The organism is Escherichia sp. E2661 (genome assembly GCF_004745185.1).
GTDB lineage: Bacteria > Pseudomonadota > Gammaproteobacteria > Enterobacterales > Enterobacteriaceae > Escherichia.
In genome coordinates, this window is sequence record NZ_PDIG01000028.1 from 55,838 (window position 1) to 78,092 (window position 22,255).

Sequence of the window (22,255 nt, forward strand, 5' to 3'; positions counted from 1 at the left end):
CGCTGGCGTTGACCGAAAGAGTCTATTGCGCTTTGTCAGGAAAGATGCGGCGAAAAGTAGTGAATATATTCTGAAAAGTGGGAAAAAAGACGCCTGGCGCAAAACGCCAGGCGAGAGGATCACGGTGCCGGATAAGTATAAACCTGATGCACCGCTTCAATTTCTGCCAACACGTCTTCGCTTAACTCCAGATGCAAACTTTCGACGTTAGTTTTCAGCTGTTCCATCGTTGTTGCGCCCAGCAGAGTGCTGGCAACAAACGGTTGACGACGCACAAAGGCCAGAGCCATCTGAGCTGGATCCAGACCATGACGTTTGGCTATATCAACATACGCCGCGACGGCTTTTTGCGTTTGCTCACCGCTGTAGCGAGTGAAGCGGCTAAAGAGTGTATTGCGCGCGCAGCCGGTTTTGCGCCGTTGAGATATTTCCCGCTCAACGTGCCAAAACCAAGACACGAATAAGCCAGTAACTCGACGCCTTCATACTGGCTGACTTCAGCAAGGCCCACTTCAAAGCTGCGATTTAACAAGCTGTAGGGGTTTTGAATGGTGACGATACGCGGCAGGTCGTGTTTATCCGCGAGATGTAAATAGCGCATTACGCCAAATGCGGTTTCATTCGACACGCCGATATAACGAATTTTTCCCGCGCGTTGGTACTCTGCCAGTGCGTCCAGCGTATCCAGCAGCGAAACCGCAGGCGCAGAATCTGTCCAGCTATAACCGAGCTTGCCGAAACAGTTGGTGGGGCGCTGTGGCCAATGCACCTGATAGAGATCGAGATAATCAGTCTGCAGACGCTTGAGGCTGTCATGCAGAGCTTCGCGAATATTCTTCCTGTCCAGCGCCTGATCCGGGCGGATCCCCTTGTCATTATTACGCGACGGTCCGCTCACTTTGGAGGCGATAATTAATTTTTCGCGGTTGCCATGTTTTGCCAGCCAGTTACCGACATAGGTTTCGGTTAACCCCTGAGTTTCGGGGCGTGGCGGTACCGGGTACATCTCGGCAACGTCGATAAGGTTAATGCCCTGAGCAACGGCATAGTCGAGTTGTGCGTGGGCGTCGGCTTCGCTGTTCTGTTCACCAAACGTCATCGTGCCAAGCCCCAGCGTGCTGACTTCCAGCGAGCTGTGGGGTATACGGTGATATTGCATAGCCGTTTCCTTTTTATAATCACGACATAAGGAATATAAAAATGGCAGAGGGAAGGGAAAAGGGAAAGAGAAAAATCTTAAGGCCAGCCGGATGCTGACCTTATTTTTTAACGTTCAATAATTTGCGAAACATCATCACGGTTTATTTGCATCGCGTTACCTTGCTGATCGTGATAACTCACCAGCCCGGTGTCATCATCAATTTCCGGTTTTCCATCTGTCAAAATCATACGGCCATCTTTGGTCGCCATGACGTAATCACTGGAACAGCCGGAAACGGCAAATGCCAGTCCGACTGCAGAAATTAATACTGCCCATTTTTTCATCCGGTCATCCTCACCTATTTTGCCCATTAATGATAATAGACTGTTTATAATCTGACGTTATACATCATGAAAGCAGGAAAATCTTAAACTGTGAGGAGGAGAGCTGGCCGAACGCTCTCCCGCAGGAGAGCGAACGGAATATCAGAGCGGATTCTTTTTGTTGCGAATCAGGTTGAGGCTTTCAACCGCAATAGAGAAGAACATCGCGAAGTAGATGTAACCTTTCGGTACGTGGATATCGAAACTTTCCAGAATCAGGGTAAAGCCCACCAGAATCAGGAAAGAGAGCGCCAGCATTTTTACCGAAGGGTGGCGTTCGACAAAATCACCAATCGAGCGCGCGGCGAACATCATCACGCCTACGGCAATTACCACTGCTGCCATCATTATGAATAAGTGATCTGACAGGCCCACAGCGGTAATCACCGAGTCGAGGCTGAAAATAATATCCAGCAGCATAATCTGCACGATAGCGCCGAGGAATGATGAAACGCGAGTTTTCAATCCTTCTTCTTCACCTTCGATGGATTCGTGGATTTCCTTGCTGGCTTTCCAGATAAGGAACAGACCGCCGAGTAACAAAATTAAATCGCGAGCGGAAATTTCCTGACTGAAAATTGTAAAAAGCGGATTCGTCAGACGCGTGACCCAGGCAATAGACGCCAGCAGCGCCAGACGCATGACCATAGCCGCTGCCAAACCCAGACGCCGTGCGTGGCCACGTTGTGCTGTAGGTAGTTTTGCCACCACCAGCGAGAGGAAAATAATATTATCGATCCCAAGAACGATCTCCAGCAGCGTCAGCGTACCGAGCGCAAGCCAGGCGTTAGGATCGGTTACCCATGCAAATAACATCAAACAAAGCCCTGCCAAAAAAATGAAGCGGTAATTATATGCCCGGAATGCGGCAGGTCAAAGCGATGGGTGCTGGATCAAAAAATGACGAGCCAATAGCGCACTGGTGAAATTCTTCTTTAAATAAAAGCCGCGTGGCAGTGTCAGAATCGGTTCACCCTGGGAGCCAATGGCTTCGGTGAGCGCTTTCGCATTCGCCGCTTTAGGTCTTATCTGTAAATATTCCCCGTGACGAGCGGTAATTCTTTCAACCTGACCAAGAACAATCATATCCATTAATTCTTCCCAGTCTTCGCGTAACTGCCGTTCCTCTTCGTCATTTGGACTCCACAGTAATGGCGACCCTACGCGCCGCTGCGCCAGAGGAATACTGCGCTCGCCTTCTACAGGTATCCACAGCACGCGTTTTAACTTGTGACGTACATGGCTGGTTTCCCAGGTGACGCCGCTATTGCCGGTTAAAGGCGCTACGCAAACGAAAGTGGTTTCCAGAGGACGGCCAAGGCTATCCACAGGAATCGTTTTTAGCTCTACGCCCAGGGCCGCAAAATCTTGTTCAGGTTTACTGCCTGCGCTTGCGCCAAGCCAAATTTCCAGCAACACGCCTATCCAGCCTTTATCGCGCTTTAAATTCTCCGGTGCAACCAGCCCGGCAAGTGCCGCCAGCTCACCCAATGTGTAACCGGAAAGTTGCTGTGCTTGCGCAAATAACTGCGCTTCAGTTTCTGGTGGAGAGAGCAATGGGCGAGGCTGGAGCATGGTGTTATACCTTGATTAAAAATTGAGCAGCAATTTTATACCGGATATGCCAAGTGTAACTTTTTCCACGCGTGTTATTCAATTACATGATTTATATTGCTTTTTAGGCCTCAGATAACCGTGTTGCGCAACGTATGGGGAGGTTTTCCAAATCTGGTCACTGAAAATAAACAGGATCTTACACCATGTTATCCACAGAAAGCTGGGATAACTGTGAAAAACCCTCACTACTGTTTCCATTTACAGCCTTGACGTGCGACGAAACTCCAATTTTTAGTGATGTGGTGCTTAACTTATTGGCACATTCTGTGGATAAATACGACATTGGTTGATCTTTCACCACCTCGTATACAGTGAGTGTGATACAGGTCACGATTTTACCTGTTTGGTAGCGATTTAAGCACCTAGTTCATTGATTAGTAATTATTATTTTGTAATGCCTGAATCAGGGGTGTTCAGAATGCTCTGGGTTTTCCCGTAGTAATTCCGTAGTTCTTCACAACTCTATCCACAGAAAAGGTGAATAAAAACGGTGATGTTCCCCCTCTGCTGTTTATAACTCTGCACTTAACTGTGAGTTATTCAATTGTTATTAGTGTGTAATGCCTTGCAGAGAGTGGTTTACCGCCTTCCAGGAGTATGAAACAATCATTCGCATATAAAGTTTTATTTTGAGGTAGTCCGGTGATTGATGACGATGGCTACCGCCCAAACGTAGGTATCGTGATTTGTAATCGTCAGGGGCAAGTAATGTGGGCCCGTCGATTTGGTCAGCACTCCTGGCAATTTCCGCAAGGCGGAATTAACCCCGGAGAATCCGCAGAACAGGCGATGTACCGTGAATTGTTTGAAGAAGTAGGATTAAGCCGCAAAGACGTTCGAATCCTTGCTTCAACGCGTAACTGGTTGCGCTACAAATTACCAAAACGTTTGGTGCGTTGGGACACGAAGCCGGTGTGTATCGGCCAAAAACAAAAATGGTTTCTCTTGCAGCTGGTGAGCGGCGATGCGGAAATCAATATGCAAACCAGCAGTACACCAGAGTTTGACGGCTGGCGTTGGGTAAGTTACTGGTATCCGGTCAGACAGGTGGTGTCATTTAAACGTGATGTCTACCGCAGGGTAATGAAAGAGTTTGCGAGTGTTGTGATGGCGCTACAGGACAATACGCCTAAACCACAAAACGCATCTACTTATCGACGTAAAAGAGGTTAAGTCACGCCAATTATGCTCACTCGCCTGCGCGAAATAGTCGAAAAGGTAGCCAGTGCTCCCCGCCTTAACGAGGCGTTGAATATTCTGGTTACCGACATCTGTCTTGCGATGGATACCGAAGTCTGTTCGGTCTACCTGGCCGATCACGACCGACGTTGTTACTACCTGATGGCGACTCGGGGGCTGAAAAAACCGCGAGGTCGCACCGTAACGCTCGCGTTTGATGAAGGGATCGTCGGCCTGGTTGGCAGGCTGGCGGAACCGATAAACCTTGCGGATGCGCAAAAACACCCCAGCTTCAAATATGTCCCCTCCGTAAAAGAAGAGCGTTTCCGTGCTTTCTTAGGCGTTCCGATTATTCAGCGTCGCCAATTGCTTGGCGTGCTGGTGGTGCAGCAACGAGAGCTACGCCAGTACGATGAAAGCGAAGAATCCTTTCTGGTGACGCTCGCCACCCAGATGGCGGCCATTCTTTCCCAGTCGCAGTTGACTGCCTTATTCGGACAATATCGCCAGACGCGAATCCGCGCATTACCGGCTGCACCCGGCGTGGCGATTGCCGAAGGTTGGCAGGATGCCACTTTACCCTTAATGGAACAGGTGTATCAGGCATCAACGCTGGATCCAGCGCTGGAACGTGAGCGCCTGACCGGAGCGCTGGAAGAGGCAGCTAACGAATTTCGTCGTTACAGCAAACGCTTTGCTGCCGGGGCGCAGAAAGAAACGGCGGCCATTTTCGATCTTTACTCGCACCTGCTTTCCGACACCCGTTTGCGTCGCGAACTGTTTGCCGAGGTGGATAAAGGCTCGGTCGCAGAGTGGGCTGTGAAAACGGTCATTGAAAAATTTGCTGAACAGTTTGCCGCGCTAAGTGATAACTATCTCAAAGAGCGCGCTGGCGATTTACGCGCGCTGGGCCAGCGGTTGCTGTTTCACCTTGATGATGCAAATCAGGGGTCGAACGCCTGGCCGGAACGTTTCATTCTGGTGGCAGATGAATTGTCGGCGACGACCCTTGCGGAGTTGCCTCAGGATCGCTTAGTCGGCGTCGTCGTACGCGATGGTGCGGCCAACTCCCATGCGGCGATTATGGTGCGCGCGCTGGGTATTCCTACGGTGATGGGGGCGGACATTCAACCTTCAGTGTTGCATCATCGGACGCTGATTGTTGATGGTTATCGCGGGGAATTACTGGTCGACCCGGAACCGGTGCTGCTACAAGAATACCAACGGCTAATTAGCGAAGAAAATGAGCTAAGCCGACTGGCGGAAGATGACGTCAATTTACCTGCACAGTTAAAAAGCGGTGAGCGCATTAAAGTCATGCTCAATGCGGGTTTAAGCCCGGAACATGAAGAAAAACTGGGCAGCCGTATTGATGGCATCGGCCTTTATCGCACTGAAATTCCTTTCATGTTGCAAAGCGGTTTCCCGTCGGAAGAAGAGCAGGTGGCGCAATATCAGGGCATGTTGCAAATGTTCAATGATAAGCCTGTCACGCTGCGCACGCTGGATGTTGGTGCTGATAAGCAACTGCCTTACATGCCTATCAGCGAAGAGAATCCATGTCTGGGTTGGCGTGGGATCCGCATTACGCTCGATCAGCCGGAGATCTTTTTGATCCAGGTGCGGGCGATGCTGCGTGCCAATGCAGCAACGGGCAACCTGAACATCTTATTGCCGATGGTCACAAGCCTCGATGAAGTTGACGAAGCACGCCGCCTGATTGAACGTGCCGGACGTGAAGTCGAGGAGATGATCGGCTATGCGATCCCCAAACCGCGTATCGGTATCATGCTGGAAGTGCCATCGATGGTGTTTATGCTGCCGCATCTGGCAAACCGGGTCGATTTTATCTCTGTTGGCACCAACGATCTGACTCAATACATCCTGGCTGTTGATCGTAACAACACGCGAGTTGCGAACATTTATGACAGCTTGCATCCTGCGATGTTACGTGCGCTGGCAATGATCGCCCGGGAAGCGGAAACGCAAGGGATAGATCTCCGTTTGTGTGGCGAAATGGCGGGAGATCCTATGTGCGTAGCAATCCTCATTGGGCTTGGGTATCGCCATCTGTCTATGAACGGGCGTTCTGTCGCGCGCGTAAAATATTTGCTGCGGCGCATTGATTTTGCCGAAGCGGAAAACCTTGCGCGGCGCAGCCTGGAAGCACAACTGGCGACTGAAGTTCGTCATCAGGTTGCGGCATTTATGGAGCGTCGCGGCATGGGTGGGCTGATTCGCGGGGGGCTATAGCGCGGATCGTATACATATCTTTTAACGGTATCCGGCAACCAGCCTGGTCCCCTTGTGCTATTATTCGCACCTTTGGAGCGCCTGGAACCTGCGGCGCGCATTTCAATCGCTGTTCTCTTTCAGCGAAATAACAAGAACTTGTGGTGACAGATGACCAGTAGCTATCTGCATTTTCCGGAATTCGATCCGGTCATTTTCTCAATAGGACCCGTTGCGCTTCACTGGTACGGCCTGATGTATCTGGTAGGTTTCATTTTTGCGATGTGGCTGGCAACACGTCGGGCGAACCGTCCGGGGAGCGGCTGGACCAAAAATGAAGTTGAAAACTTACTCTATGCGGGTTTCCTTGGCGTTTTCCTTGGCGGACGTATTGGGTATGTTCTGTTCTACAACTTCCCGCAGTTTATGGCCGATCCGCTGTATCTGTTCCGTGTCTGGGACGGCGGCATGTCCTTCCACGGCGGCCTGATTGGCGTGATTGTGGTGATGATTATCTTCGCCCGCCGCACCAAACGTTCCTTCTTCCAGGTCTCTGATTTTATCGCACCGCTTATTCCGTTTGGTCTTGGCGCCGGGCGTCTGGGCAACTTTATTAACGGTGAATTGTGGGGCCGCGTTGACCCGAACTTCCCGTTTGCCATGCTGTTCCCGGGTTCCCGTACCGAAGATATTCTGTTGCTGCAAAACAATCCGCAGTGGCAGTCCATTTTTGATACTTACGGCGTGCTGCCTCGCCACCCGTCACAGTTGTACGAACTGCTGCTGGAAGGTGTGGTGCTGTTTATTATCCTCAACCTGTATATTCGTAAACCGCGCCCGATGGGGGCCGTGTCTGGTTTGTTCCTGATTGGCTACGGCGCGTTTCGCATCATTGTTGAGTTTTTCCGCCAGCCCGACGCGCAGTTTACCGGTGCCTGGGTGCAGTACATCAGCATGGGGCAAATTCTTTCCATCCCGATGATCGTCGCGGGTGTGATCATGATGGTCTGGGCATATCGTCGCAGCCCACAGCAACACGTTTCCTGAGGAACCATGAAACAGTATTTAGAACTGATGCAAAAAGTGCTCGACGAAGGCACACAGAAAAACGACCGTACCGGAACCGGAACGCTTTCCATTTTTGGTCATCAGATGCGTTTTAACCTGCAGGATGGATTCCCGCTGGTAACAACCAAACGTTGCCACCTGCGTTCCATCATCCACGAACTACTGTGGTTCCTGCAGGGCGACACCAACATTGCTTATCTGCACGAAAACAATGTCACCATCTGGGACGAATGGGCTGATGAAAACGGTGACCTCGGCCCGGTATATGGCAAACAGTGGCGCGCCTGGCCAACGCCGGATGGACGTCATATTGACCAGATAACCACAGTGCTGAACCAGCTGAAAAAACGACCCGGATTCCCGCCGCATTATTGTTTCGGCGTGGAACGTGGGGGAACTGGATAAAATGGCACTGGCTCCATGCCATGCCTTCTTCCAGTTCTATGTCGCAGACGGCAAACTCTCTTGCCAGCTTTATCAACGCTCCTGTGACGTCTTCCTGGGGCTGCCGTTTAACATCGCCAGCTATGCGTTACTGGTGCATATGATGGCGCAGCAGTGCGATCTTGAAGTGGGTGATTTTGTCTGGACCGGTGGCGACACGCACCTGTACAGCAACCATATGGATCAAACCCATCTGCAATTAAGCCGTGAACCGCGTCCGCTGCCGAAGCTAATTATTAAACGTAAACCCGAATCCATCTTCGACTACCGTTTCGAAGACTTTGAGATTGAAGGCTACGATCCGCATCCGGGCATTAAGGCACCGGTGGCTATCTAATTACGAAACATCCTGCCAGAGCCGACGCCAGTGTGCGTCGGTTTTTTTATCCTCTGTTAAATTCTTCGAGACGCCTTCCCGAAATTTTGCAACGCCCTGCAACAGGGTAAATAGTCCGGAAGACGTGCCGAAGAAATAGAAACTGGCACTCGTCTTTTTTTCTCCGCGCCGCATACTGCCGGCATGAAAAAACAACGTGGTTATACGCTGATTGAAACGCTGGTCGCGATGCTGATTTTGGTCATGCTAAGTGCAAGTGGACTCTATGGCTGGCAGTACTGGCAGCAGTCGCAACGGTTATGGCAAACCGCCAGCCAGGCGCGAGACTATTTGCTCTATTTACGTGAGGATGCCAACTGGCATAACCGCGACCACAGTATCGGTGTCATCAGGGAGGGAACGTCATGGTGTCTTGCGAGTGCCGCCGCTGGGGCGAATACCTGTCATGGCAGTTCACCGCTGGTCTTTGTGCCTCGCTGGCCCGAAGTCGAAATGAGCGACCTGACACCTTCGCTCACTTTCTTTGGCCTACGCAATACTGCATGGGCCGGACATATTCGCTTCAAAAATTCAGCGGGCGAGTGGTGGTTGGTGGTTTCTCCGTGGGGAAGGCTCCGGCTTTGTCAGCAAGGAGAAACAGAAGGATGCCTGTAAAAGAGCAAGGTTTTTCTCTGCTGGAAGTGCTGATTGCTATGGCAATCAGTAGCGTACTGCTGCTGGGAGCTGCGCGATTTCTGCCCGCATTACAGCGTGAAAGTTTGATTACTACTCGCAAGCTGGCGCTGGAAGATGAAATCTGGCTGCGGGTATTTACAGTCGCGAAGCATCTCCAGAGAGCAGGTTATTGTCATGGAACCTGCTCTGGTGAAGGGCTGAAAATTGTTGGGCAGGGTGACTGTATCATTGTGCAGTGGGATGCGAACAGTAACGGCATTTGGGAGCGTGAGCCGGGAAAAGAATCCGACCAGATTGGATTTCGTCTGAAAGAACATGTGCTGGAAACGCTACGCGGTGCGACATCTTGTGAAGGTAAGGGCTGGGATAAAGTCACTAATCCGGATGCCATCATTATCGATACTTTTCAGGTCATGCGTCAGGATGTCAGCGGTTTCTCGCCGACGTTGACGGTTAATATGCACGCTGCCAGCAAGGCTGATCCGCAAACCGTGGTGGATGCCAGCTATAGCGTGACAGGATTCAACCTATGAACCGTGAACGGGGAGTTTCATCGCTGGCACTGGTTCTGATGCTGCTGGTTTTGGGCAGCTTGCTGTTACAAGGAATGAGTCAGCAGGATCGTAGTTTTGCCTCTCGCGTGACAATGGAAAGCCAGTCATTGCGCCGACAGGCCATTGTGCAGTCGGCGCTTGAGTGGGGGAAAATGCATGCCTGGCAGGTACAGCAAGCTGTTCAGTGTTCGCAATACGCCGCAACGGGTGCTCAAGCTTGCCTGCGAAGACTTGCGGATAATAAAGCCTTGCTAATAGCCGGTTATGAAGACGTTTCATTATGGCGAATGGGGGAAGTCATCGATGGGAATATCGTATTTTCGCCACATGGCTGGAGTGATTTTTGTCCGCTGAAAGAGGAGGCGTTATGTCAGCTTCCCTGAAGAATCAGCAAGGTTTTAGCCTGCCGGAGGTGATGTTGGCGATGGTACTGATGGTGATGATTGTCACTGCGTTATCTGGTTACCAGCGAACATTAAGCACCAGTCTTGCCAGCAGAAACCAGTACCAGCAGCTCTGGCGGCACGCCTGGCAGCAAGCACAACTGCGCGCGATTTCGCCACCTGCAAACTGGCAGGTCAACCGAATGCAGACATCGCAGGCGGGATGTGTCAGCATCAGCGTTACGCTATTTTCACCCGGGGGCAGAGAAGGCGAGATGACCCGCCTGCATTGCCCGAATCGTCAGTAGTCAGGAGCCGCTATGTTAAGGGTCTACCATTCCAATCGTCTGGACGTACTGGAAGCGTTGATGGAGTTTATTGTCGAACGCGAACGGCTGGACGATCCTTTCGAGCCAGAAATGATTCTGGTGCAAAGTACCGGTATGGCGCAGTGGCTGCAAATGACTCTGTCGCAGAAATTCGGCATTGCGGCAAACATTGATTTTCCGCTGCCTGCAAGCTTTATCTGGGATATGTTTGTCCGTGTATTACCAGAGATCCCCAAAGAGAGCGCCTTTAACAAGCGGAGTATGAGCTGGAAACTGATGACTCTGCTGCCGCAACTGCTGGATCGCGAAGATTTTACACTATTGCGTCATTACCTGACTGACGATAGCGACAAGCGAAAACTGTTCCAGCTTTCCTCAAAAGCGGCGGACCTGTTTGACCAATATCTGGTCTATCGCCCGGACTGGCTGGCGCAGTGGGAAGCCGGGCATCTGGTTGAAGGGCTGGGAGAAGCGCAGGCCTGGCAAGCGCCGTTGTGGAAGGTGCTGGTGGAATATACCCATGAACTCGGGCAACCGCGCTGGCACCGTGCCAATCTCTATCAACGCTTTATCGAAACACTGGAGTCTGCGACGACCTGCCCACCCGGCTTACCTTCGCGCGTCTTTATATGCGGTATTTCCGCGTTACCGCCTGTTTATCTCCAGGCGCTACAGGCGCTGGGTAAACATATTGAAATCCATCTCCTGTTTACCAACCCTTGCCGTTATTACTGGGGCGATATTAAAGATCCTGCTTATCTGGCGAAACTGCTGACCCGCCAGCGTCGACACAGTTTTGAAGATCGCGAATTGCCGCTATTTCGCGATAGCGAAAATGCCGGACAGCTCTTTAACAGCGACGGTGAACAGGATGTCGGCAACCCGCTACTGGCCTCCTGGGGCAAGTTGGGGCGCGACTATATCTATCTCCTATCCGATCTGGAGAACAGTCAGGAGCTGGACGCCTTTGTCGATGTTACGCCAGATAACCTGCTGCATAACATTCAGTCCGACATTCTGGAACTGGAAAACCACGTCGTTGCGGGTGTGAACCTCGAAGAGTTTTCCCGTAGCGATAACAAACGCCCGCTTGACCCGCAGGATAGCAGTATCACCTTCCACGTTTGCCATAGCCCGCAGCGTGAAGTTGAAGTCTTGCACGATCGCTTACTGGCGATGCTGGAGGAAGATCCGACACTCACTCCGCGCGACATCATCGTGATGGTGGCTGATATCGACAGCTACAGTCCGTTTATTCAGGCTGTGTTTGGTAGCGCGCCTGCGGATCGTTACCTGCCTTACGCCATTTCCGACCGTCGGGCGCGGCAGTCGCATCCGGTACTGGACGCGTTTATCAGCCTGTTATCGTTGCCGGACAGCCGCTTTGTGTCTGAGGATGTGCTGGCATTACTGGATGTGCCGGTGCTGGCGGCGCGGTTTGACATTACCGAAGAAGGGCTGCGTTACTTGCGCCAGTGGGTCAACGAATCCGGCATTCGTTGGGGCATAGATGACGATAACGTTCGTGAGCTGGAACTCCCCGCCACCGGACAACACACCTGGCGATTTGGCCTGACGCGTATGTTGTTGGGCTACGCGATGGAGAGCGCGCAGGGCGAGTGGCAATCGGTTCTACCTTATGATGAATCGAGCGGCTTAATTGCAGAACTGGTGGGGCATCTGGCTTCACTGCTAATGCAGCTAAACATCTGGCGTCGCGGGCTGGCGCAGGAGCGCCCGCTTGAGGAGTGGCTGCCGGTTTGCCGCGATATGCTCAATGCCTTCTTCCTGCCGGATGCGGAAACCGAAGCGGCGATGACGCTGATCGAACAACAATGGCAGGCGATTATCGCTGAAGGTTTAGGTGCGCAGTATGGCGACGCGGTGCCGCTATCGCTGTTGCGTGATGAACTGGCACAACGCCTGGATCAAGAACGTATCAGCCAGCGTTTTCTCGCGGGGCCAGTTAACATTTGTACTCTGATGCCGATGCGTTCTATCCCATTCAAAGTGGTTTGCCTGCTGGGAATGAACGATGGTGTTTACCCGCGCCAGCTTGCGCCATTGGGCTTTGACCTGATGAGCCAGAAACCGAAGCGTGGTGACCGCAGCCGTCGCGATGACGACCGCTATCTGTTTCTGGAAGCGTTAATATCCGCGCAACAAAAACTCTATATCAGCTATATTGGCCGCTCTATCCAGGATAACAGCGAACGATTCCCGTCGGTTCTGGTGCAGGAACTGATCGACTATATCGGGCAAAGCCATTATCTACCGGGCGATGAAACGCTTAACTGTGATGAAAGCGAGGCAAGGGTAAAAGCGCATCTTACTTGTCTCCATACCCGGATGCCGTTTGACCCACAAAACTACCAGCCCGGTAACTTACAAAGCTATGCGCGCGAGTGGCTACCCGCGGCCAGTCAGGCAGGTAAGGCACATTCTGAATTTGTTCAGCCGCTGCCGTTTACCTTGCCGGAAACCGTGCCGCTGGAGACGCTACAACGATTCTGGGCGCATCCGGTGCGGGCGTTTTTCCAGATGCGTTTGCAGGTGAACTTCCGTACCGAAGACAGCGAAATCCCTGACACCGAGCCATTTATTCTGGAAGGGCTTAGTCGTTATCAAATCAACCAGCAGTTATTAAATGCACTGGTCGAGCAGGATGATGCCGAACGCTTGTTCCGCCGATTCCGGGCGGCAGGGGATTTGCCGTATGGCGCCTTTGGTGAAATTTTCTGGGAAACGCAGTGTCAGGAGATGCAGCAACTTGCCGACAGAGTTATTGCCTGTCGTCAGCCGGGCCAGAGCATGGAAATCGATCTCGCCTGCAACGGCGTGCAGATAACGGGCTGGCTGCCGCAGGTCCAGTCGGATGGCCTGTTGCGCTGGCGCCCATCTTTATTAAGTGTGGCGCAAGGGATGCAACTTTGGCTGGAACACCTTGTCTACTGTGCCAGCGGCGGTAATGGTGAGAGTCGCCTTTTTCTGCGTAAAGATGGCGAATGGCGCTTCCCGCCACTTGAAGCAGAGCAGGCTTTACATTACCTCTCACAACTGATTGAGGGGTATCGTGAAGGTATGTCCGCGCCGTTGCTGGTGTTACCTGAAAGCGGCGGCGCATGGCTAAAAACCTGTTATGACGCAGAAAACGATGCCATGCTGGACGACGAATCCACGTTGCAAAAAGCCCGTACGAAATTCCTTCAGGCTTACGAAGGCAACATGATGGTGCGTGGCGAAGGTGATGATATCTGGTATCAGAGGCTATGGCGGCAATTAACGCCAGAGACAATGGAAGCCATCGTTAAACAGTCGCAACGTTTCCTGTTACCGCTGTTTCGCTTTAATCAGTCATGAATGCTGTATAAAAATTGCGCAATTCATTCGCTTACTTTATGATGCGCACCAGTCACGGACTGATGGATATATAGACATAGGCTGACTCGTTCAGCACAAGATTAAATTCTGGCAGATGATTTGCGTTAACGTGTTGAATCTGGTTGGAAAATAAAGTTGATAATGAGGTCCGTGAATGCCCCGCAGCACCTGGTTCAAAGCATTATTGTTGTTTGTCGCCCTCTGGGCACCCTTAAGTCAGGCAGAAACGGGATGGCAGCCGATTCAGGAAACCATCCGTAAAAGTGATAAAGATAACCGCCAGTATCAGGCTGTGCGTCTGGATAACGGTATGGTGGTATTGCTGGTTTCAGATCCGCAGGCGGTTAAATCGCTTTCGGCGCTGGTGGTGCCCGTTGGGTCGCTGGAAGATCCCAAGGCTTATCAGGGGCTGGCGCATTACCTTGAACACATGAGTCTGATGGGGTCGAAAAAATACCCTCAGGCTGATAGCCTGGCCGAATATCTCAAAATGCACGGCGGCAGTCACAATGCCAGCACTGCGCCGTATCGCACGGCTTTCTATCTGGAAGTTGAGAACGACGCCTTGCCTGGTGCGGTAGACCGCCTGGCCGATGCTATCGCTGAACCCTTGCTCGACAAGAAATATGCCGAACGTGAGCGTAATGCGGTGAATGCCGAATTAACCATGGCGCGTACGCGTGACGGGATGCGCATGGCACAGGTCAGCGCAGAAACCATTAACCCGGCACACCCCGGTTCAAAGTTTTCTGGTGGTAACCTCGAAACTTTAAGCGATAAACCTGGTAATCCGGTGCAGCAGGCGCTGAAAGATTTCCACGAGAAGTACTATTCCGCCAATCTGATGAAGGCGGTTATTTACAGTAATAAACCGTTGCCGGAGTTGGCAAAAATGGCGGCGGACACTTTTGGTCGCGTGCCGAACAAAGAGAGCAAAAAACCGGAAATCACCGTGCCGGTAGTCACCGACGCGCAAAAGGGCATTATCATTCATTACGTCCCGGCGCTGCCGCGTAAAGTTCTGCGCGTTGAGTTTCGCATCGATAACAACTCAGAGAAGTTCCGTAGTAAAACGGATGAATTGATTACCTATCTGATTGGTAATCGCAGCCCAGGTACACTTTCCGACTGGCTGCAAAAACAGGGATTGGTTGAGGGCATTAGCGCCAACTCCGATCCTATCGTCAACGGCAACAGCGGCGTTTTAGCGATCTCAGCCTCTTTAACCGATAAAGGTCTGGCGAATCGCGATCAGGTTGTGGCGGCCATTTTTAGCTACCTCAATTTGTTACGTGAAAAAGGGATCGATAAACAATACTTCGATGAACTGGCGAATGTGCTGGATATCGACTTCCGTTATCCGTCGATCACCCGTGATATGGATTACGTCGAATGGCTGGCGGATACCATGATTCGCGTTCCTGTTGAGCATACGTTGGACGCGGTAAATATTGCCGATCGGTATGATGCTAAAGCGGTAAAAGAACGTCTGGCGATGATGACGCCACAGAATGCGCGTATCTGGTATATCAGCCCGAAAGAGCCGCACAATAAAACGGCTTATTTTGTCGATGCGCCGTATCAGGTGGATAAAATCAGCGAACAGACTTTCGCTGACTGGCAGCAAAAAGCCGCCAATATTGCGCTCTCCTTACCGGAGCTTAACCCCTATATTCCTGACGATTTCTCGCTGATTAAGTCAGAGAAGAAATATGACCACCCAGAGCTGATTGTTGATGAATCGAACCTGCGTGTGGTGTATGCGCCGAGCCGTTATTTTGCCAGCGAGCCAAAAGCCGATGTCAGCCTGATTTTGCGTAATCCGAAAGCCATGGACAGCGCCCGCAATCAGGTGATGTTTGCGCTCGATGATTATCTCGCAGGCTGGCGCTTGATCAGTTAAGCAACCAGGCGTCGGTTGGTGGCATTAGTTTTTCCACCAACGCTAACAACGGCCTTATGGTTAATGCTAATGGTTACACCCAGCGTCTGCCGCAGCTGTTCCAGGCATTGCTCGAGGGGTACTTTAGCTATACCGCCACGGAAGATCAGCTTGAGCAGGCAAAATCCTGGTATAACCAGATGATGGATTCCGCAGAAAAGGGCAAAGCGTTTGAGCAGGCGATTATGCCCGCGCAGATGCTCTCGCAAGTGCCGTACTTCTCGCGAGATGAACGGCGCAAAATTTTGCCTTCCATCACTTTGAAAGAGGTGCTGGCCTATCGCGACGCCTTAAAATCAGGGGCTCGACCAGAGTTTATGGTTATTGGCAACATGACCGAAGCCCAGGCAACAACGCTGGCGCGCAATGTGCAAAAACAGTTGGGCGCTGATGGCTCAGAGTGGTGTCGTAACAAAGATGTACTGGTCGATAAAAACAATCCGTCATCTTCGAAAAAGCCGGTAACAGCACCGACTCCGCATTGGCAGCGGTATTTGTACCGACTGGCTACGATGAATACACCAGTTCAGCGTATAGTTCTCTGCTGGGGCAGATAGTACAGCCGTGGTTCTACAACCAGTTGCGCACCGAAGAACAGTTGGGCTATGCCGTGTTTGCATTCCCAATGAGCGTGGGGCGTCAGTGGGGCATGGGCTTCCTTTTGCAAAGCAATGATAAACAGCCTTCATTCTTGTGGGAGCGTTACAAGGCGTTTTTTCCCAACCGCAGAGGCAAAATTGCGGGCGATGAAGCCAGAAGAGTTTGCGCAAATCCAGCAGGCGGTAATTACCCAGATGCTGCAGGCACCGCAAACGCTCGGCGAAGAAGCATCGAAGTTAAGTAAAGATTTCGATCGCGGCAATATGCGCTTCGATTCGCGTGATAAAATCGTAGCCCAGATTAAACTGCTGACGCCGCAAAAACTGGCCGATTTCTTCCATCAGGCGGTAGTCGAGCCGCAAGGCATGGCTATCCTGTCGCAGATTTCCGGCAGCCAGAATGGGAAAGCAGAATATGTACACCCTGAAGGCTGGAAAGTGTGGGAGAACGTCAGCGCGTTGCAGCAAACAATGCCCCTGATGAGTAGAAAAGAATGAGTGATGTCGCCGAGACACTAGATCCTTTGCGCTTGCCCTTACAGGGCGAGCGCCTGATTGAAGCCTCTGCCGGCACAGGCAAAACCTTTACGATTGCGGCGCTCTATTTGCGCCTGTTACTTGGACTAGGCGGTTCTGCCGCCTTTCCCCGCCCGCTGACCGTTGAAGAACTGCTGGTGGTGACCTTTACCGAGGCGGCCACCGCAGAATTGCGCGGTCGTATCCGTAGCAATATCCATGAGTTGCGCATCGCCTGTCTGCGTGAAACCACCGACAATCCTCTTTACGCACGCCTTCTGGAAGAGATCGACGATAAAGCACAGGCCGCGCAGTGGTTGCTGTTAGCCGAACGGCAGATGGATGAAGCGGCTGTCTTTACCATTCACGGTTTTTGCCAGCGTATGCTCAACCTGAATGCCTTTGAATCCGGCATGTTGTTTGAGCAGCAACTGATTGAAGATGAATCGCTACTGCGCTACCAGGCCTGCGCCCGATTTCTGGCGTCGCCATTGCTACCCGTTACCGCGTGAAATTGCTCAGGTCGTCTTTGAAACCTGGAAAGGGCCGCAGGCGTTGCTGCGCGATATTAATCGTTATTTGCAAGGCGAAGCGCCGGTTATCAAAGCACCGCCGCCCGATGATGAAACGCTGGCTTCCCGCCACGCGCAAATTGTGGCGCGTATTGATACGGTAAAACAGCAGTGGCGCGACTCAGTGGGTGAACTGGATGCGCTGATCGAATCTTCTGGCATTGATCGACGCAAGTTTAACCGTAGCAATCAGGCTAAATGGATAGACAAGATCAGTGCCTGGGCAGAAGAAGAGACAAACAGTTATCAGTTGCCAGAGTCGCTGGAAAAATTCTCTCAGCGTTTCTTAGAAGATCGCACGAAAGCCGGGGGAGAAACCCCGCGACATCCGCTGTTTGAGGCGATCGATCAACTGCTTGCAGAACCATTGTCGATCCGCGACCTGGTGATCACCCGCGCGTTGGCTGAGATCCGCGAAACGGTAGCGCGTGAAAAACGTCGCCGTGGCGAACTGGGTTTTGACGACATGTTAAGTCGGCTCGATTCCGCGCTGCGTAGCGAAAGCGGTGAGGCTCTGGCGACAGCGATCCGTACGCGATTCCCGGTGGCAATGATCGACGAATTTCAGGACACGGACCCGCAGCAGTACCGGATTTTTCGCCGTATCTGGCACCATCAGCCGGAAACCGCATTGCTGCTGATTGGTGATCCGAAACAGGCCATTTATGCGTTCCGTGGTGCGGATATCTTCACTTATATGAAGGCGCGTAGCGAAGTTCACGCGCACTACACCTTAGATACCAACTGGCGTTCCGCACCAGGAATGGTGAACAGCGTAAATAAGCTTTTCAGCCAGACTGATGACGCGTTCATGTTTCGCGAAATACCGTTTATTCCAGTGAAATCAGCCGGGAAAAATCAGGCACTGCGTTTTGTATTTAAAGGTGAAACGCAGCCAGCGATGAAAATGTGGTTGGTGGAAGGCGAAAGCTGCGGCGTTGGCGATTATCAAAGTACGATGGCGCAGGTATGTGCCGCGCAAATCCGCGACTGGCTACAAGCCGGACAGCGGGGCGAAGCGTTGCTGATGAACGGCGACGACGCGCGTCCGGTACGTGCCTCGGACATCAGTGTGCTGGTGCGCAGCCGCCAGGAGGCCGCTCAGGTGCGCGATGCCTTAACGTTGCTGGAAATCCCTTCCGTTTACCTTTCGAACCGCGACAGTGTTTTTGAAACTCTGGAAGCGCAGGAAATGCTTTGGTTGTTGCAGGCGGTGATGACGCCCGAACGTGAGAACACCCTGCGTAGTGCGCTGGCAACGTCAATGATGGGGCTGAACGCGCTGGATATCGAAACGCTGAACAATAACGAAAATGCGTGGGATGCGGTAGTCGAAGAGTTCGATGGTTATCGGCAAATCTGGCGCAAACGCGGCGTCATGCCAATGCTGCGGGCGCTGATGTCGGCGCGTAACATTGCAGAAAACTTGCTGGCAACGGCCGGTGGCGAGCGGCGTCTTACTGACATCTTGCATATCAGCGAACTGCTACAAGAAGCGGGAACGCAGCTGGAAAGTGAACATGCGCTGGTACGCTGGTTATCGCAACATATCCTCGAGCCAGACAGTAATGCTTCCAGTCAACAAATGCGTCTCGAAAGCGACAAACATCTGGTGCAGATCGTCACGATCCACAAATCGAAAGGGCTGGAGTATCCGCTGGTCTGGCTGCCGTTTATCACCAATTTCCGTGTACAGGATCAGGCGTTCTATCACGATCGAGGCTCGTTTGAAGCAGTTCTGGATCTTAACGCTGCGCCAGAAAGCGTAGATCTTGCTGAAGCCGAACGTCTGGCTGAAGATCTGCGTTTGCTTTACGTGGCGCTCACGCGTTCGGTCTGGCATTGCAGTCTCGGTGTGGCGCCGCTGGTGCGCCGTCGTGGCGATAAAAAAGGTGACACCGACGTTCATCAAAGTGCGCTCGGGCGCTTGCTGCAAAAAGGAGAAGCGCAAGATGCGGCAGGGCTTCGCGCCTGTATTGAAGCATTGTGCGATGATGATATAGCCTGGCAAACGGCACAAACTGGTGATAACCAGCCCTGGCAGGTTAATGATGTTTCTACAGCAGAGCTGAATGCGAAGACGTTACAACGATTGCCCGGCGATAACTGGCGCGTCACCAGCTACTCTGGTTTGCAACAGCGTGGTCACGGTATCGCCCAGGATTTGATGCCTCGGCTGGATGTCGATGCTGCAGGCGTTGCCAGCGTCGTTGAAGAACCGACGTTAACACCACATCAGTTTCCGCGCGGTGCGTCACCGGGGACGTTCTTGCACAGTTTGTTTGAAGACCTGGATTTTACCCAGCCGGTTGACCCGAACTGGGTGCGGGAAAAACTGGAACTCGGCGGCTTTGAATCGCAGTGGGAACCGGTATTGACCGAGTGGATCACGGCTGTCCTCCAGGCACCTCTCAATGAAACGGGTGTTAGCCTGAGTCAGCTTTCCGCCCGCGATAAACAGGTGGAAATGGAGTTTTACCTGCCGATTAGTGAACCGCTTATCGCCAGCCAGCTTGATGCACTAATTCGCCAGTTTGACCCGCTATCCGCTGGCTGCCCGCCGCTGGAGTTCATGCAGGTACGCGGCATGTTAAAAGGCTTTATCGACCTGGTGTTCCGCCACGAAGGGCGTTATTACCTGCTCGACTATAAATCCAACTGGTTGGGTGAAGACAGTTCGGCCTACACCCAACAGGCTATGGCAGCGGCGATGCAGGCACACCGCTATGATCTGCAATATCAGCTTTATACCCTGGCGCTGCATCGTTATCTGCGCCATCGCATTGCTGATTACGACTATGATCGTCACTTTGGCGGCGTTATCTATCTGTTCCTGCGTGGCGTTGATAAAGAACATCCGCAACAAGGGATCTACGCGACCCGACCCAACGCCGAGTTGATTGACCTGATGGATGAGATGTTTGCCGGTATGACCCTGGAGGAGGCGTAATGAAATTGCAAAAGCAATTACTGGAAGCTGTGGAGCACAAACAGCTACGCCCGCTGGATGTGCAATTTGCCCTGACCGTGGCGGGAGATGAACATCCTGCCGTCACCCTCGCGGCGGCACTGCTAAGTCATGATGCCGGAGAGGGACACGTCTGTTTGCCGCTTTCACGACTGGAAAATAACGAGGCGTCGCATCCGCTGTTGGCGACCTGTGTCAGTGAAATCGGTGAGCTACAAAATTGGGAAGAATGCTTGCTGGCTTCACAAGCGGTCAGCCGGGGAGATGAACCAACGCCGATGATCCTTTGTGGCGATCGCCTTTATCTGAATCGCATGTGGTGTAACGAGCGTACGGTGGCGCGCTTCTTCAATGAGGTGAATCATGCCATCGAGGTGGATGAAGCGTTGCTGGCGCAAACGCTGGATAAACTCTTTCCGCCTGGTGATGAAATTAACTGGCAAAAAGTGGCGGCAGCAGTGGCACTGACGCGGCGCATTTCGGTAATTTCCGGCGGCCCCGGCACAGGTAAAACGACGACTGTGGCGAAGTTGTTGGCTGCGTTAATTCAGATGGCCGACGGTGAACGCTGTCGTATCCGTCTGGCTGCACCAACGGGTAAAGCTGCCGCGCGCTTAACCGAATCTCTCGGCAAGGCTCTGCGCCAGTTACCGCTGACCGATGAACAAAAGAAACGCATACCAGAAGACGCCAGCACCTTGCACCGCCTACTGGGCGCGCAGCCAGGTAGCCAGCGTTTACGCCATCATGCGGGTAACCCGCTGCATCTTGATGTGCTGGTGGTGGATGAAGCGTCAATGATCGATCTGCCTATGATGTCTCGGCTGATCGATGCCTTGCCCGATCATGCGCGAGTGATCTTCCTCGGCGATCGCGATCAACTGGCCTCCGTTGAGGCTGGAGCTGTGCTGGGCGATATCTGCGCTTATGCCAATGCGGGCTTTACCGCAGAGCGTGCCGGGCAGTTGAGCCGCCTGACGGGAAGCCATGTTCCGGCGGGAAGCGGCACAGAAGCGGCATCACTGCGCGATAGTCTCTGCCTGCTGCAAAAGAGTTACCGTTTCGGCAGCAACTCTGGCATTGGTCAGCTTGCGGCGGCTATTAATCGCGGCGATAAAACGGCAGTGAAAACCGTTTTTCAGCAGGATTTTACTGATATCGAAAAACGGCTTTTACAGAGCGGCGAAGATTATATTGCGATGCTTGAGGAAGCTCTTGCGGGTTACGGACGCTATCTGGATCTGCTGCAAGCGCGTGCCGAGCCGGATTTAATCATTCAGGCGTTCAATGAGTACCAGCTTTTGTGCGCCCTGCGGGAAGGGCCGTTTGGCGTGGCAGGACTGAATGAGCGAATTGAACAGTTTATGCAACAGAAGCGCAAAATTCATCGTCATCCGCACTCGCGCTGGTACGAAGGCCGGCCGGTGATGATTGCCCGTAATGACAGTGCGCTTGGGTTGTTTAATGGTGATATCGGTGTTGCTCTGGATCGCGGGCAGGGGACGCGCGTCTGGTTTGCAATGCCGGATGGCAATATCAAGTCGGTGCAACCGAGTCGCTTGCCAGAGCACGAAACCACGTGGGCGATGACGGTACATAAATCGCAGGGATCGGAGTTCGACCATGCGGCGTTGATTTTACCGAGCCAACGCACGCCGGTAGTAACACGAGAGCTGGTTTACACCGCGGTGACCCGTGCGCGTCGGCGTTTGTCATTGTATGCCGATGAACGCATTTTAAGTGCGGCAATCGCCACGCGCATCGAGCGGCGTAGCGGGCTGGCAGCGTTGTTTAGTTCGCGGGGATAAATATGATTGCCTGATGCGACGCATGCGCGTCTTATCATGCCTGGGCATTGCGCATATCGCATCCGGCGATTTCCATCGCTTACCCTAAATCCGCCATCAACACCTTTGATTTTCCGGAGGTCGGATA

13 protein-coding genes and 4 pseudogenes are annotated in these 22,255 nt (G+C 52.5%); 13 read left to right on the top strand and 4 right to left on the bottom strand.

The genetic code is table 11. The features are described from left to right. Positions 1–119 precede the first annotated feature (119 nt). The 4 genes and pseudogenes from CRI63_RS14470 to mutH all read right to left on the bottom strand — a co-directional run bounded on the left by CRI63_RS14470 (position 120) and on the right by mutH (position 3,099). Positions 120–1,159 (bottom strand): annotated as a pseudogene (locus tag CRI63_RS14470) (NADP(H)-dependent aldo-keto reductase). A 107-nt stretch (positions 1,160–1,266) separates the two neighbouring features. Beyond that, complete coding sequence (gene ygdR, locus CRI63_RS14475; RefSeq protein WP_000758660.1) at positions 1,267–1,485, bottom strand: lipoprotein YgdR; 219 nt, start codon at positions 1,483–1,485, stop codon at positions 1,267–1,269. A 141-nt stretch (positions 1,486–1,626) separates the two neighbouring features. Beyond that, positions 1,627–2,340, bottom strand: coding sequence for a TerC family protein (locus tag CRI63_RS14480; RefSeq protein WP_064529833.1), 714 nt, complete (start codon positions 2,338–2,340; stop codon positions 1,627–1,629). A gap of 57 nt (positions 2,341–2,397) precedes the next feature. Further along, a complete protein-coding gene (mutH, locus tag CRI63_RS14485; protein WP_130221488.1) occupies positions 2,398–3,099 on the bottom strand; it encodes a DNA mismatch repair endonuclease MutH in 702 nt (233 codons plus the stop codon). Between the two features lie 185 nt (positions 3,100–3,284). Here mutH and CRI63_RS24730 point away from each other — a divergent pair, with 185 nt between their 5' ends. From CRI63_RS24730 to recD, 13 genes and pseudogenes are all read left to right on the top strand, one after another. Continuing rightward, on the top strand, positions 3,285–3,431 hold the full coding sequence (locus CRI63_RS24730; protein WP_276606370.1) for a hypothetical protein: 147 nt from the start codon (positions 3,285–3,287) through the stop codon (positions 3,429–3,431). Between the two features lie 352 nt (positions 3,432–3,783). Continuing rightward, on the top strand, positions 3,784–4,314 hold the full coding sequence (gene rppH / locus CRI63_RS14495; RefSeq protein WP_130207736.1) for an RNA pyrophosphohydrolase: 531 nt from the start codon (positions 3,784–3,786) through the stop codon (positions 4,312–4,314). A 12-nt stretch (positions 4,315–4,326) separates the two neighbouring features. Further along, a complete protein-coding gene (gene ptsP, locus CRI63_RS14500; RefSeq protein WP_135519919.1) occupies positions 4,327–6,573 on the top strand; it encodes a phosphoenolpyruvate--protein phosphotransferase in 2,247 nt (748 codons plus the stop codon). A gap of 150 nt (positions 6,574–6,723) precedes the next feature. Then, entirely contained in the window at positions 6,724–7,599 is an 876-nt protein-coding gene (lgt, locus tag CRI63_RS14505; protein ID WP_032239304.1) for a prolipoprotein diacylglyceryl transferase, read from the top strand. A gap of 6 nt (positions 7,600–7,605) precedes the next feature. Then, positions 7,606–8,401 (top strand): annotated as a pseudogene (gene thyA / locus CRI63_RS14510) (thymidylate synthase). 183 nt (positions 8,402–8,584) lie between these two features. Further along, complete coding sequence (locus CRI63_RS14515; protein WP_135405603.1) at positions 8,585–9,055, top strand: prepilin peptidase-dependent protein; 471 nt, start codon at positions 8,585–8,587, stop codon at positions 9,053–9,055. Next, a complete protein-coding gene (locus CRI63_RS14520; protein WP_135519921.1) occupies positions 9,046–9,609 on the top strand; it encodes a prepilin peptidase-dependent protein in 564 nt (187 codons plus the stop codon). Before CRI63_RS14515 ends, CRI63_RS14520 begins: the two co-directional genes overlap by 10 nt. Then, on the top strand, positions 9,606–10,013 hold the full coding sequence (locus tag CRI63_RS14525; RefSeq protein WP_135488838.1) for a DUF2509 family protein: 408 nt from the start codon (positions 9,606–9,608) through the stop codon (positions 10,011–10,013). The genes CRI63_RS14520 and CRI63_RS14525 overlap by 4 nt, the downstream gene beginning before the upstream one ends. After that, complete coding sequence (locus CRI63_RS14530) at positions 9,998–10,321, top strand: prepilin-type N-terminal cleavage/methylation domain-containing protein (RefSeq protein WP_130207726.1); 324 nt, start codon at positions 9,998–10,000, stop codon at positions 10,319–10,321. Before CRI63_RS14525 ends, CRI63_RS14530 begins: the two co-directional genes overlap by 16 nt. A 12-nt stretch (positions 10,322–10,333) precedes the next feature. Beyond that, positions 10,334–13,702 carry an exodeoxyribonuclease V subunit gamma gene (gene recC, locus CRI63_RS14535; RefSeq protein ID WP_135519923.1) on the top strand — a complete coding sequence of 1,123 codons (3,369 nt, stop codon included), beginning with the start codon at positions 10,334–10,336 and terminating at the stop codon, positions 13,700–13,702. Positions 13,703–13,877: 175 nt separating this feature from the next. Beyond that, positions 13,878–16,762 (top strand): annotated as a pseudogene (gene ptrA, locus CRI63_RS24840) (pitrilysin). Then, a pseudogene (recB, locus tag CRI63_RS14545) lies at positions 16,759–20,302 on the top strand (exodeoxyribonuclease V subunit beta). The pseudogenes ptrA and recB overlap by 4 nt, the downstream one beginning before the upstream one ends. Further along, on the top strand, positions 20,302–22,128 hold the full coding sequence (gene recD / locus CRI63_RS14550; protein WP_135519925.1) for an exodeoxyribonuclease V subunit alpha: 1,827 nt from the start codon (positions 20,302–20,304) through the stop codon (positions 22,126–22,128). The pseudogene recB and the gene recD overlap by 1 nt, the downstream one beginning before the upstream one ends. Positions 22,129–22,255 lie beyond the last annotated feature (127 nt).

Coding starts and splice junctions, on each gene's coding strand:
- CRI63_RS14525 (WP_135488838.1), top strand. CDS start 9,606: ATGAACCGTGAACGGGGAGTTTCATCGCTGGCACTGGTTCTGATGCTG.
- recD (WP_135519925.1), top strand. CDS start 20,302: ATGAAATTGCAAAAGCAATTACTGGAAGCTGTGGAGCACAAACAGCTA.
- CRI63_RS24730 (WP_276606370.1), top strand. CDS start 3,285: ATGTTATCCACAGAAAGCTGGGATAACTGTGAAAAACCCTCACTACTG.
- mutH (WP_130221488.1), bottom strand. CDS start 3,099: ATGCTCCAGCCTCGCCCATTGCTCTCTCCACCAGAAACTGAAGCGCAG.
- CRI63_RS14530 (WP_130207726.1), top strand. CDS start 9,998: ATGTCAGCTTCCCTGAAGAATCAGCAAGGTTTTAGCCTGCCGGAGGTG.
- CRI63_RS14515 (WP_135405603.1), top strand. CDS start 8,585: ATGAAAAAACAACGTGGTTATACGCTGATTGAAACGCTGGTCGCGATG.
- CRI63_RS14520 (WP_135519921.1), top strand. CDS start 9,046: ATGCCTGTAAAAGAGCAAGGTTTTTCTCTGCTGGAAGTGCTGATTGCT.
- ptsP (WP_135519919.1), top strand. CDS start 4,327: ATGCTCACTCGCCTGCGCGAAATAGTCGAAAAGGTAGCCAGTGCTCCC.
- ygdR (WP_000758660.1), bottom strand. CDS start 1,485: ATGAAAAAATGGGCAGTATTAATTTCTGCAGTCGGACTGGCATTTGCC.
- recC (WP_135519923.1), top strand. CDS start 10,334: ATGTTAAGGGTCTACCATTCCAATCGTCTGGACGTACTGGAAGCGTTG.
- CRI63_RS14480 (WP_064529833.1), bottom strand. CDS start 2,340: ATGTTATTTGCATGGGTAACCGATCCTAACGCCTGGCTTGCGCTCGGT.
- lgt (WP_032239304.1), top strand. CDS start 6,724: ATGACCAGTAGCTATCTGCATTTTCCGGAATTCGATCCGGTCATTTTC.